At 55.8% G+C, this 12,757-nt stretch carries 8 protein-coding genes and 1 tRNA gene; 4 read left to right on the forward strand and 5 right to left on the reverse strand.

Features of this window, described 5'->3' with window-relative positions; genetic code table 11:
- Positions 1–33: 33 nt before the first annotated feature.
- Together HED22_RS12090 and HED22_RS12095 are read right to left on the reverse strand one after the other, a co-directional pair.
- Positions 34–1,074, reverse strand: a complete 1,041-nt coding sequence (locus HED22_RS12090; protein WP_167722501.1) for a hypothetical protein — start codon at positions 1,072–1,074, stop codon at positions 34–36.
- Between the two features lie 179 nt (positions 1,075–1,253).
- On the reverse strand, positions 1,254–2,645 hold the full coding sequence (locus HED22_RS12095; protein WP_167722503.1) for a class I SAM-dependent RNA methyltransferase: 1,392 nt from the start codon (positions 2,643–2,645) through the stop codon (positions 1,254–1,256).
- Between the two features lie 388 nt (positions 2,646–3,033).
- Here HED22_RS12095 and HED22_RS12100 point away from each other — a divergent pair, with 388 nt between their 5' ends.
- Complete coding sequence (locus HED22_RS12100; RefSeq protein ID WP_167722505.1) at positions 3,034–5,658, forward strand: EAL domain-containing protein; 2,625 nt, start codon at positions 3,034–3,036, stop codon at positions 5,656–5,658.
- Between the two features lie 82 nt (positions 5,659–5,740).
- On the opposite strand, the gene mgtE is transcribed toward HED22_RS12100, so the two are convergent.
- The 3 genes from mgtE to HED22_RS12115 form a co-directional block, all read right to left on the reverse strand.
- Entirely contained in the window at positions 5,741–7,144 is a 1,404-nt protein-coding gene (gene mgtE, locus HED22_RS12105) for a magnesium transporter (protein WP_167722507.1), read from the reverse strand.
- A gap of 177 nt (positions 7,145–7,321) precedes the next feature.
- Positions 7,322–9,613 (reverse strand): NADP-dependent malic enzyme, encoded by a 2,292-nt coding sequence (locus HED22_RS12110; protein WP_167722509.1) that lies wholly within the window; start codon positions 9,611–9,613, stop codon positions 7,322–7,324.
- 341 nt (positions 9,614–9,954) lie between these two features.
- Positions 9,955–10,042, reverse strand: a tRNA-Leu gene (locus HED22_RS12115).
- 116 nt (positions 10,043–10,158) lie between these two features.
- Between HED22_RS12115 and lipB the strand changes: the two genes are divergently transcribed.
- The 3 genes from lipB (at position 10,159) to HED22_RS12130 (ending at position 12,720) form a co-directional block, all read left to right on the forward strand.
- Complete coding sequence (gene lipB / locus HED22_RS12120; protein WP_167722512.1) at positions 10,159–10,809, forward strand: lipoyl(octanoyl) transferase LipB; 651 nt, start codon at positions 10,159–10,161, stop codon at positions 10,807–10,809.
- A 34-nt stretch (positions 10,810–10,843) separates the two neighbouring features.
- Positions 10,844–11,875, forward strand: coding sequence for a diguanylate cyclase (locus tag HED22_RS12125; protein WP_254870002.1), 1,032 nt, complete (start codon positions 10,844–10,846; stop codon positions 11,873–11,875).
- Between the two features lie 305 nt (positions 11,876–12,180).
- Entirely contained in the window at positions 12,181–12,720 is a 540-nt protein-coding gene (locus HED22_RS12130; protein WP_254870003.1) for a hypothetical protein, read from the forward strand.
- Positions 12,721–12,757: the final 37 nt, after the last annotated feature.

The following is a 12,757-nucleotide window of genomic DNA, read 5'->3' on the forward strand; positions in this document are numbered from 1 at the left end:
CCTACTCGGTCATCCCGTCACGCCTGATCAGGTTCAGGCTTCAACAGAAATCCGGTTCGTCGGACGATCAGTGCCGAAGCTGCCACCAGATGTTCCATTGCCACCGCTGTCATATCCGCCAAAGGCGGGCACTGCAAACGGCTGAGCGGGTTCATTGCCTGCACCAAGGAAGCCCTGATCCGACAACGCGTTTTCATCTTCAGCATCCGGATCAAGGAACGGATTTTCTTCACGCTCAGGCACCGGATCAGGTCGCGGTTCTGGCAGGGTAATGCCGCCCACTGCCACCGACTGGCTGGCAAGCTGCGCAGACACGTCTCCAAGATAGGCCTGCAAGTTTTCAGAAATGCGGGCTTGTGCATCCTCACGGCCAGATGGCTCTGATGCGGCAAGCTGTGCCTGCAGGATATTTTCACCCGCAACCTGTGAAACACGGTTTTGATCCTGCGCATTACGCAGGCTGCCCTGATCAGACGCGATGGAAATCTCGCGATCACGGAGTGCTTCCTGCGCGTCGTCAACCAGCGTTCGGGCATTGGAAACGCCAGCAGTATCTGAAACGTTGATGGCTGACAGACCGGTTGCCAGATCTTCAGAGCTTGAGGCTGACAGTTCAACATCAATACGGTTATCCGATGATGTCCCCGTCCCGACCTGGAGCGTGATCGTCTGATCGGATGCCAACAGATCGCGATTCTCAAAGCTGCTATTGGCAGCGATATCGTCAATCTGGGTCAGATAATCTTCGATTTGCGTGTTAAGCTGTGCGCGCTGCTGGGTAGACAGATCGCTGTTTTCTTCTGCGATCGTGACCAGCGCATCAATTTCGTCAAGCGCATCACCAATCCGCGAAAGGTCGCTGGAAGCCTGACCAAGAAGCGAACTGGCATCCCCAAGCGAACTGTTTAATTGCGTACTTGCGTACCCGGCACCCCGGAGCGAGTCGGCATTGCGATTTGTATTCTGATTATCAGCAGAGGACTGGCTGCTTTCAGACGCAATCAACCTGTTCTGCGGTGCGATTGCACGCGCAGTATTGGTATAGATTGGCAGCTGACTGGCCAGTGGTTCCATCGTTTTTCCGCTCAAACAAGCCGGCAAAACAACTACGTGCTGCACGGGCAGAAGGACCAAGCAGTATCGATCCCTTGCCAACCTGACCATCCTGGTGTCCGGCGGAAATACCAGCTACTAGTATAGTATATAAGCGAACAAAAATTAAGCCCCAAAGCGTACCGGTCTACAAACCGGCCTTATTCATTGGGTTTACGCCGCAATATTGCGAACATTTCCAGGTGCGATGACCACAAGAACTGATCCACCGGAACGACTTTTTCAATTTGATAACCACCATTGCGCAACACCCGCATATCGCGGCTAAACGTCGCCGGATTGCATGATACGGCAATAACCCATTCCGGCCCGTCGACGGCCAGGGCTTCACACTGTGCCAGCGCACCGGCACGCGGCGGGTCAAACACAACAAGATCAAAACCGGTCAGTTCATCGCCGACAAGCGGCTGGCGGAAAAGATCGCGTCGCACGACCTTGATCGGGCTTCCCGATTGTCCAACCGCATATTGCAGCAATTCAACCGCACGCGGGTCGCTTTCAACGGCTGTTACCGAACGCCGTTTGCCCGACAGGGCGAGTGAGAATGTAAAACTGCCAACCCCGCAGAAAAGATCGGCCACGTTTTTCGGTGCAATCTCGTTTACCGCGGCCTTGATGGCAGCAACCAGTGCCTGTTCCCCTTCACGGGTGGCTTGCAAGAAACCACCGGGCGCAATCGGAACATCAACATTTTCAAAATGAACAACCGGGGTATGGCGTGCGGCAAGGGGTTCATCCGGACGATCCCCGGTTTTCCAACTGAGCCGCGCAATATTCTGGTCACCGGCGAACTCTGCCAGATCCTGACGCATATCAAGTTCGGGATCTTTGCTTGCCTGAACCAGCACATCCAGTCCCGTATCGGTCAGGGTGACAAACACTTCCTTGATGTCACGCGCCTGCTCGGGCGGGCATGCTTCAAGGAACATCACAAACGCTTCGCGAAACGCCATTAGTTCCGGACGCAACACTGCGCAATCGGGCACGTTTAGGACCGTATGGCTAAACCGCCCATGAAACCCGACAAAGACACCGGTCGCACCGACATGCACGGAAAACCCGGCCCGCCGACGGCTTGCCGGTGGTGAAATTTCGACATCTCCGACCAGCGCATCCGCATCTTGCGGATCGACACCTGCCCGTTGGACTGCCACCAGGGCCTTGTCACGTTTCCACGTGCGGTAATCATCATCATTCATGTGCTGTAGTGCGCAGCCACCGCATTCCTTGAAATGCGCACAACGCGGCGCGCTGCCACCACTGGCGCGTGCAATTTCGGCAACAACCTCTGCACCATAGCCATCACCGCGTTTCTGGCGCAGTGCGACACGCACTTCATCCCCGGGCAAGACGCAATCCACATAGATCAGAACCGACTTTCCATCCGGGGCGATGACATGCGCGATCCCATCGCCACGCGCACCGATCTGCTCGATGGTGACGTCTGCTTCATACCCGATCAGCGGATCACGTCGGGATGGTTGACGCTTGCGTCCCCCGCGGGCGCGGGGATTGCGGTTATGGTGTTTCATGGACTCTCTCTGGGGGTGAACCTTGTCACGCAGTAACCGGCCCTGACTGCGGGGGCCGGATTTCCGCCTGAGATACACCACTTCACGTTTTCAGAACAGGGGCTAACAACGATTTATTATCGCCAAACCGGTCTCAAAACCCTGTCCGGGAAAGCTTTTTGGCAATCACTAGCGAAAATTATTCCGCAATTGCAGGCGACCAACCCCTTAAAGTCGTGTAAGAATAACACCATAAAAGAACGGTACCGTTTTTTGACTCGCAAGATGCCGGACCTACTTTTTATACGTCAGCGCGCATAAGCGCCGATGTTTGCTGGTGACCAGACACCAAGTGTGGGCACGGCCCTGATCGGGGAGGATCAGGACGGGTCGCTGTGTTGGGGGAGATATGGAAGAAGAGACAAAGCACTCAGAGGAAAACGCCAACAAGCAAACGTCACGTTTGAAAAAACGGGCATCGGCGGCGGGTTTCCTGACGGCTGCTTTCTTTGCATCGGTTACTTTCTTTATCTGGCAAACGGTCCAGAATGATCGCCGGACCATCCTCCAATCTGCGGGTCATATAACGGCAAGTGCCGTCGCTCAGCAGGTCAAGGGCATCGTGAACAGCAATCTCTCTGTGCTTGAAAGCTTTGCTGATAATTGGCAGGGCGGCCCGCCAGAGGATGAACGCGACTACCTTTCGATCGCCACCCCACTCCAAAGCCGTTTCCCGGCTCTTCAGGCGATCAACTGGATCACCCCGAATTACATCATCCTTTATGTTGCCCCGATCAAAGGCAACGTTCCGGCCATGGGCGCAGATCTGAAACGCCATCCGCTGGCGGGGCCGGTGCTTGATATCGCGCTTGATCAACGCCGTACCCAGATCACACCGACACTTGAACTGATGCAGGGTGGCCGCGGCTTTGCCGCCTATAGCCCTGTACTTGGACGTGATGGCGAGATTATTGGCATCATCAACGGTGCATTTCGCATTCGATCCATGCTGGCTTCTGTGATCAATACCGAACAGGTCGAAGATTACAGCGTGCGTGTACGCGAAGGCGATACGGTTCTGTTCGAAATTCGTGGCGAGGGTGATGACGAAACCCTCCAGCGCACTGTGGCCTTTGATGTCGTCGGTCGCCAATGGCAGGTCGATGTCATCGCCGATCCGAAACTTGCGCAAGACACCATCAACCCTGAACTGGTGCTGATGTTCGGCGCGTTGACGACGATACTATTTACCACAATCATCTTCCTGCTCGCCAACCGGCAGAAAACCGCCCTGCGGCGGACCGTTCATCACATTAATGCCGGGGATGATATCAGTGACCTGTCGCTTTCGATTACCAAGCTCGACGGTCATCTGAAGTCGATGTCACCGGAAACCGCCGAATTCTTTGACCTGCGCGAAGAGGATTACGGCTTTATCCGGTTTTATAATCTGGCACCGGAATTCCAGTCAGATGGCACGGCATCGCGCCGCTCGCAGGAAAAGATGTTGCTGGCAATCAGTCGCGGTGACGAGGAAATTCGGCGCGAATGGATTGTCCGCAGTGCCGAAGGCGTGCATGTGGTCTGTAACCTGGCGATGAAGCCGTCAACGACCAACCCTGACTGTGTCGACATCACCCTGCACCACAACCCTGCTGCCAACGCATCGGTCAATCGGCTGCGCTATCTGGCAACCCATGACCCGCTAACAGGCCTGCCAAACCATGCGCTGTTTGAAGACCGCCTTAATCAGGCCGTCGCACATGCCAAGCGCTATGAAAAGCTGCTTTCGGTTCTGGTGGTCGATATCGACAACTTCCGGGCGATTAATGACCGGTTTGGTGCGGATGTCGGGGATGAGACGCTCCGCACCATTTCCGGGCGCCTGCGCGCCACTGTGCGCGAAAAGGACACCTGTGCGCGGTTCTCGGGTGATATGTTTGCGATTATCGCAACCGACCTCTCCGAGGCCGAAGGTGCGGCCCTTGTCGCCGAACGCGTTGTCGAAGCCATGTCGCAACCGATCCTGACATCCACCGGTGACGAAATCCGCCTGCATGTCAGTGTCGGTGTTGCACTCTATCCCAATGATGCGCGGGCCCCGTCACAATTGATGGCCAATGCTGACGCGGCGATGTATCGCGCCCAGAAATCAGCAGAATCGTCTTATTGCTTCTTTGTCGAGACGATGAACAACGTCATGCATGCACGCCTGTCGATGGAAACGCAGCTCAGGCGCGCTGTTGATGAAAAACGCTTCGTGCTTGAATATCAGCCGCGCTATCGCACATCGGACCGCACCCTGACCGGGTTCGAGGCACTGCTGCGCTGGATTGATGATAGTGGCAAACGTCGCCTGCCGCCTGATTTCATCGCGGTTGCGGATCGTACCGGCCTGCTTTCGCCACTTGGCCACTGGATCATTGAAACCGTCTGCAAACAGGTCGCTGACTGGCGTAAGCAAGGTTACGTCCCGGTTCCGATTGCGCTCAATGTCTCGAGCCGCCAGTTCATTCAAGCCGATCTGATCAAGAACATTACCGATCTGACCACCGAACACGAAATCGACGCTGCGATGATCGAGATCGAGGTTTCCGAAGAAATCGCCATGCGTGATCCCGAACGCGCACTCGGTCAGTTCTATCGCTTTGCCGAGGCAGGCATTGGTCTGACGCTGGATCACTTTGCGGCGGGCAATACGTCACTTCGTTATCTCAAACGCTTCCCGGTTCAGCGCATCAAGCTGTCCAAATCGCTGTTTAACGTCGCACTCGATGAGCAGCCGGAAAACAGTGTCCTGCAACCGGCAATCCGGCTGTGCAAAAGCCTGAATCGCAAGGTCGTGGCGGTCGGTGTCGAGACAGAGGAACAGATGGCTTCCCTGCAGGCCGCCGATTGCGATGAGATGCAGGGTTTCCTGCTGTCAGCACCGCGCGATGCGGCCGATACGCTGGAACTCCTGATCCAGCAAAATCCAAGCCAGCCAGCGCCAAAACTGACGGCAGCACCGCCAAACAACAAGCAATCCGGATAAGCAGAAATTCCCGTCAAAGCAAAACCCCGCAGCCATATTGGATGCGGGGTTTTATGTTTCTAGGACGTTATCAAATGGCTGGTTAAAGCAGGAAGGCTGCGGCCAGTCCAAGGAAGGCAAAGAAGCCGACCACATCGGTAATCGTCGTCAGGAAGACCGAGGATGACACCGCCGGGTCAATACCGGCACGCTCCAGACCAAGCGGGATCAGCGCCCCGAACAACCCGGCAAACAGCAGGTTGATGATCATCGCAACACCGATGACGCCACCAAGCATCATGTCATCAAACCAGAACCACGTGACCGTCCCGGACAAGACGGCAAAGGCAAGACCATTGAGACCGCAAACCGCAACTTCCTTGCGGATCACACGCCAGGCGTTGGTGCTGGAAAGTTCACGCGTTGCAATGGCGCGCACCGCAACCGTCAGGGTCTGGGTACCGGCATTCCCCCCCATCGAGGCCACAATCGGCATCAGAACCGCAAGGGCAACAAGCTTTTCAATCGTGCCTTCAAACAGGCCGATCACCGCCGATGCCATAATCGCCGTGCCAAGATTGACCAAAAGCCAGGTAAAGCGCGACCGGGTGGTGGCAAGAATGGCGCTTGAAAGGTCATCCTCCTCACCAACACCGGCAAGGCGCATCATGTCTTCTTCATATTCCTCGTCAATAACGTCAACGACGTCATCGACCGTGATCACACCGACCAGTCGGCCGCTATCATCAACAACCGGTGCAGAAATCAGGTCACGCTGACGGAACAGGTGGGCGACGTTTTCCTGTTCCTCGGTCACAACAACCGTGCGCATTTCATCTGATTCCATCACGTCACGGATCAGAACCGGGCGATTGGTGCGGATCACACGCGACAGCGGCACAATGCCGACCGGACTATAGCGCGGATCAACAACAATGATGTCATAGAAATCTTCAGGCAGGCTTTTGGCCGAACGCAGGAAATCAATCGTTTGCCCGACGGACCAGTAATCCGGGATCGCCACCAGCTCGCGCTGCATGATACGACCGGCGGTATATTCCGGATAGGACAGCGCCTCTTCAACACGCGCTCGTTCGATGTCAGACAGCGCGCCCAAAAGCTCGCGCTGTTCATCTTCATCAAAGTCCTCGATGACCTCGACAACGTCATCCGAATCAAGTTCGGTGATTGCCTCGGCCACCACCTCGGTACCCAGAAGGCCGATGACTTCTTCACGAAGTTCGTCATCAAGTTCGGTCAGGAATTCCGGATCAAAATCCGGACGGATCAGATCGACAAGCTGTTCACGCTGGTTGGAGCTGGCCCACCCCAGCAAATCGGCGATATCGGCAAAGTGCAGTTCAGCCAGAAGGTCGGCCGCCTTGTTGCCTTCTTCTTCGCCCAGCGCATCAAAAACTTCGCGGGCATATTCGGGAGTAAGATCGACATATTCATCGCCGGAAGACGTATCCGCCGGACGGTCGAGTTCTTCGACTTGACCTGTCATCTGCCCCTCCCTGATTAATGAGCCGCCAATTTTTCCTGCACAAGATTAAACGCCGTGCCCGGCATTGTGTTCCAATGCCTGACACGGCTGTTTCTGCGCCATCACAGTGCCCCGGTCAAGAGCGCGATGGCAGATACCCTGCCCCGCCTGTGATTAAACACGGGACCGGGGCAGATGTTACTGACTTTCCTGAGTCCGTGTTACGGCGTCAACCACGGCAATCGCGGTCATATTGACAATTCCGCGCACGGTAATCGACGGGCTGACAACGTGGGCCGACTTGGCCGCACCAACCAGGATCGGCCCGACCGGAAGCCCGTCGCCCAACATCTTGACCATGTTGTAGGAAATGTTGGCCGCATCAAGGGTCGGCATCACCAGAAGGTTAGCCGAACCGCTCAGCATCGAGTGCGGGAAGATCCGGTCACGGATCGGCTGCGAAATTGCTGCATCCGCATGCATTTCACCTTCGATCTCAAGGTCGGGTGCCTGCGTTCTGATGAGCTGAAGCGCATCACGCATCTTGCACGCCGACTTGTTTTCGTGACTGCCGAAGTTGGAATGCGAAATCAAGGCGGCCTTTGGCGTAATGCCGAAACGCTTGACCACGTCTGCTGCCATGATGGCGGTTTCCGCCACATGTTCCGGCGTCGGATCCACCGAGACATAGGTATCGGTCAGGAAGAACGTGCCCTGCTTCATGATCATCATGTTGACCGTGGAGAAATCCGTCACTCCCTTGCGCAGGCCGACAAGATTGCGGACATAGCGCAAATGGCGCAGGAAACCACCCTGACAACCACACAGCATCGCATCGACTTCGCCCCGACGCAGCATCAGCGCCGCAATCACGGTCGGACGTGTACGGACAATCGCCCGGGCATATTCCGGGTTGATCCCGCGACGGCCCATGATGTTGTGGAAGTCCTGCCAATCCTGTTCGAAATGCGGATTGTCATCCGGATCGTGAATTTCGATCTGCTCATCAGGGATAAGACGCAGGCCAAGCTCGGTGATCCGCTCAAGGATCACTTCACGACGACCGATCAGAACCGGATGGCAAATACCGTCATCGACAAGCACCTGACAGGCCTGCAAAACACGGCGTGATTCGCCTTCGGGATAGACAACGCGTTTCTTGTGCGAACGTGCAACGTCAAACACCGGCTTCATGACAAGGCCAGACCGGAAGACAAAGCCTTCAAGCTGCTGACGGTACTCGTCAAAATCCTCGATCGGGCGTTTGGCAACACCACTATCCATCGCGGCCTTCGCAACACGCGGCGGAATTTCCAGCATCAGGCGCGGGTCAAACGGCTTCGGGATCAGATATTCCGGTCCGAATTTAAGCTCCTCGCCGCCATAGGCGGTTGCCACCACGTCGGAAACTTCGGCTGTTGCCAGATCGGCAATCGCCTCGACCGCGGCAATTTTCATTTCCTCGTTGATCTCGGTCGCACCAACATCAAGCGCACCACGGAACAGGAACGGGAAACACAGAACGTTGTTCACCTGGTTCGGATAATCGGTACGACCGGTCGCCATAACCGCATCCGGGCGGATTTCCTTGACCAGTTCCGGGGATACTTCCGGGGTCGGGTTGGCCAGCGCCATGATGATCGGGCCTTCGCCCATTTTGCGAAGCTCATCCTCGCCCATCACGTTCGGTGCCGACAGGCCCAGGAAGATATCAGCGCCTTCAATCACGTCGCTGAGTGTACGCGCATTGGTTTCGATGGCGTATTCGGCCTTCCACGGATCCATTTCCTCGGCCCGGCCCTTATAGACCACACCAAACCGGTCAGTGACCGTGATGTTGTGCCTGGGCAACCCCATGGAAACCAGAAGGTTCAAGCATGCCAAGGCTGCTGCACCGGCACCCGATGTGACAAGACGGACCTTGTTGATGTCCTTGCCGGTGACACGCAGACCGTTCAGGACAGCCGCCGCCACACAAATCGCGGTGCCGTGCTGGTCATCGTGGAAAATCGGAATGTTGCAACGTTCGCGCAATGCCTTCTCGATGATGAAGCATTCCGGCGCCTTAATGTCTTCCAGGTTAACACCCCCGAAAGTCGGTTCCAGGGCGGCTACAATATCGATGAATTTTTCGGGATCGGTTTCGTTCACTTCAAGATCGAAGACATCGATATTGGCGAACTTCTTGAACAGAACCGCCTTGCCTTCCATCACCGGCTTGGACGCCAGCGGACCAATCGGCCCAAGCCCCAGCACCGCCGTACCGTTGGAAATCACCCCGACCAGATTGCCACGAGCCGTGTAATCGACTGCGGTATCGGGGTCTTTGACGATTTCCTCGCAGGCAAACGCAACGCCCGGCGAATAGGCAAGCGCCAGATCACGCTGGTTGGCCAGGGTGGTGGTTGCCGTTACGGACAATTTCCCCGGGGTGGGATACCGGTGATAGTCCAAAGCTGCTTCGCGCAGCTTGTCATTTCTATTTGCCATTATAATACCTTTGATTTCAGGTATTTACATAAATTAACCGTAAATCGGTTAAATCCTGATAATTCACTCTAGCGGGATTATTAGACTAAATGAGTTTGGCCCGCGATTGAAGCACTCAGTTCATTCTCTGCCAAGGGGCTGCATTGCGTAATTTTCAACGCCGCACCGCACAATAAATCAATCGGTTGTGCCGCAACTGCGACATCGGATGTCCCAACCGATTCCATGCCGGATGCAAACCATTGTAGGGGATATATGGGGAAGGTCCAGAAACGAAAAAACCCGCCATTGCTGGCGGGCTCTTTTTCGTGACCATCCCGATTGGCCGGGAGGCCAGATAATGGTGCGGTCGAGAAGACTCGAACTTCCACGGGCTATTAACCCACAGCGACCTCAACGCTGCGCGTCTACCAATTCCGCCACGACCGCATATGTATGTCTGCAAGCCCTTGAGGTATCGAAGCGGGCTTGCCTTGGCGCGGAAAGGGAGATAGCAAATTGGTATCCCCTGATCAAGGGCTCATTTCACTTATTTGACAGGAAAAATGCAAAGCAACGCCCCAACCGCGCAAATCCCCGAGTGGCGCACCACCCCGGAGTTGGTTTCCTACCCCGAAGCCCTTGCAGAAATGGAAGCCCGCGCAGAAGCCATAAATGCTGGCGAAGCCCATGAACTTGTTTGGTTTCTTGAGCATCCGCCGCTTTATACAGCCGGCACCAGTGCGCAGGCCGACGACCTTGTCGACCCGGATCGCTTTCCTGTCTATGACGCGGGCCGTGGCGGGCAATATACCTATCACGGGCCGGGGCAGCGCACGGTTTATCTGATGCTCGACCTCAAGAATCGCGGTCGCGACGTGCGGGCCTATGTCCATAATCTTGAAGAATGGGTGATTCGCACCCTCGCCCTGCTTGGCATTACCGGCGAACGCCGTGACGGTCGCGTCGGGATCTGGGTCGTGCGCGATGATGGACGCGAAGACAAGATCGCTGCCATTGGTGTGCGCGTGCGCCGCTGGGTCACTTTTCACGGTATTGCGATCAATGTTGCCCCGGACCTGTCACATTTTGGTGGGATCGTCCCGTGTGGGATTGCCGATCATGGTGTCACCAGCCTCAAGGATCTTGGCGTCGATATTCCTATGGCGGAACTGGATCGCCTGTTAAAACAGACCTTTGGTGAAATCTTTTCGTGAAATCGTTCTCTGAAATCGTTGCTGGGCCATCCGCATGAGTGACAAGTCGCAACCGGCCAAGGCAGACCCTGCCGTGACCAAGCCGACCAAGGGCAAGTCCAGGGGCCATAAAATGCCCGGAAGCGTTGCCGATGGCGGGATGGCTGATGCCGAACGCGATATCCTGGCCGAACTCGAAAAGGCACTTGGCGAACATGTCGCGCTTCTGCTGCGCTGGAACCGCAAACTCATCCTGCCGGATTCGCCTCCCAATTCTGATACCGACAGCGATGAAGACGATCACGACTGTGATTTCGGCGCCTGGTATGCGCTTAACCGCCATAATCGGCTGATTGATCAGCCCGCCATGCATGCGCTGGCAACAACCCATCAACAACTTCACGATTCGGCCAAACGCCTTTTATCCGCGCGTGAGGTCGACGGCGAAGTCGATTCGGCCGAATTCGACATGATGGCACTGCGCGCAGAATCCTTCTTTGCCCAGTTGCGCCGCCTTGAACGCGCATTCAGAACCGCGCGCTCGGATGTCGACCCCCTGACCGGCACATACAACCGCCAAACCATGATGGGCGATCTGAATTCCGAACGCGAACGCACGATCCGTACCGAAGTCCCCACCGCCATCGCGCTGGTCGATCTCGATCACTTCAAATCGGTCAATGACACGTATGGCCATCAGGCAGGCGACATGGTCCTCCAGTCGGTCGCAGGCATCCTGCAATCGCACGTCCGACCGTTTGACAAGGTCTATCGCTATGGCGGGGAAGAATTCCTGATCTGCCTGCCCAATGCCGATATGAAGCAATGTGCACGCGTGCTTGAACGTCTCCGCCGCGTGATAGAAGCCTCCCCTGTCACCATTAGCGACGAGACGGTTCTGCCGGTCACCGCTTCGATCGGGGCAGCCCCCATGACCAAAAGCCGCACCACCGAACAGATCATCGAAAAGGCCGACAGGGCCCTATACGCCGCCAAGGAAGGCGGTCGGAACCGCGTGCGCGTCTGGCGTAACCCAGACGGCAAGAGTGCACCCAAGGCCACAAAAACCGGCAAGGAAGCGACCTGAGCACTTCAGGATCATCTACACACCCGTATTTTATGGAACAGGGCACACCGCGAAAAATTTTCGCGGGAAAATGTCGCATTGCAGCACCCGAAATCTGCGACTGATTACAATCTCTTGTATTGAAAAAGTGTTTTTGTTCACTGCGAAGAACAAAAAATTCCGCATAAGCGAAATCTTGTCTTCACAAGTTGGAAACATATCTGCAAACTATAATAACAATAAGGCGGCCGGGTTGATAAACCCACGAGATAGAAAAGCCGCTGTCTTGGGAGGGAATTCGTTTAGACCCGAACGGAGGCCCATGAATGTCCAGTTCTATGGATTTCGCGCCTGGCGATCCCACCTTGATGCTGACCGTGCTTCGCAGCGCCGAGGCTAATCTTGATCGCAGCATGTTGCTGCGCCGTGTCTTATCCCTTTTTTGCACTGATGATTACGGCAATCAAATTGCCATTGAAGACAGTCCAGAGCTGCAGCGCCGGATCGACAGTGCCATTGCCCACCTCAAACTGGCCGGACTGATCCGCGTGACAGCTGGCGACGAACTTTCGATCACCTCGCTTGGCACCGCCATGATGATGGCCTACCCGCTTGGCATTGATGACGGTGTGCTGTGCTCCCTGCCGGCCTTCCGCAACAGCATCTATGAAACCCATGCCCCGGTGGTTCAGGAACGCCATCTGCCAAACTCGGCTTATGGGTCGGGTTTCTCGGCTGGTATTGATGCCCACCGTCTGACTGAAAACCCTTATCCCTCTGACTCCCGCGACCACGAAGACTGGTTGATGGGCTGGGACGAGGCCCTTGATCAGGCCAAACGCGAAGCGGAAACGCTTGTAAACTGATCCCCGCACTGCCAATCGGCATCGCGGCCAAAGATGT

It is taken from the genome of Thalassospira sp. HF15, assembly GCF_011806525.1.
Classification (GTDB): Bacteria; Pseudomonadota; Alphaproteobacteria; order Rhodospirillales; family Thalassospiraceae; genus Thalassospira.